Genomic DNA, 271 nt, shown 5'->3' on the forward strand with positions numbered 1-271 from the left:
CCCGGAGGGCGGCCTCGCGGCGTCAGGTGCGTGCTCTCGGCGTGCCGGGCGTGGAGCCTCGTACTGGATGTACTTGGCTCTGCGCCCGGTGCGGCGAGAGTGCGTGCATGGCGTCGCGAGGCAGACGGGAATTGTCAGACAGGCCCTAGTCTTCTGAGTCAGGAATTCTGTTCAGATAGCTGGCGAGGCGTTCGAGGATCTCGTCTGCGGTCTTCATCCAGACGTAGGGCTTGGGATCGGTGTTCCATGCGGCGATCCAGGTCCGGATGTC

Annotated in this window: 1 pseudogene; it reads right to left on the reverse strand. The window is 64.2% G+C overall.

Going from position 1 to position 271, the window contains the following annotated elements:
• Nucleotides 1-145: 145 nt before the first annotated feature.
• A pseudogene (locus tag DMH12_RS40200) lies at nucleotides 146-271 on the reverse strand (IS630 family transposase); the annotation flags it as partial.

Origin of the sequence: Streptomyces sp. WAC 04229 (assembly GCF_003947455.1) — a bacterium.
GTDB lineage: Bacteria > Actinomycetota > Actinomycetes > Streptomycetales > Streptomycetaceae > Streptomyces.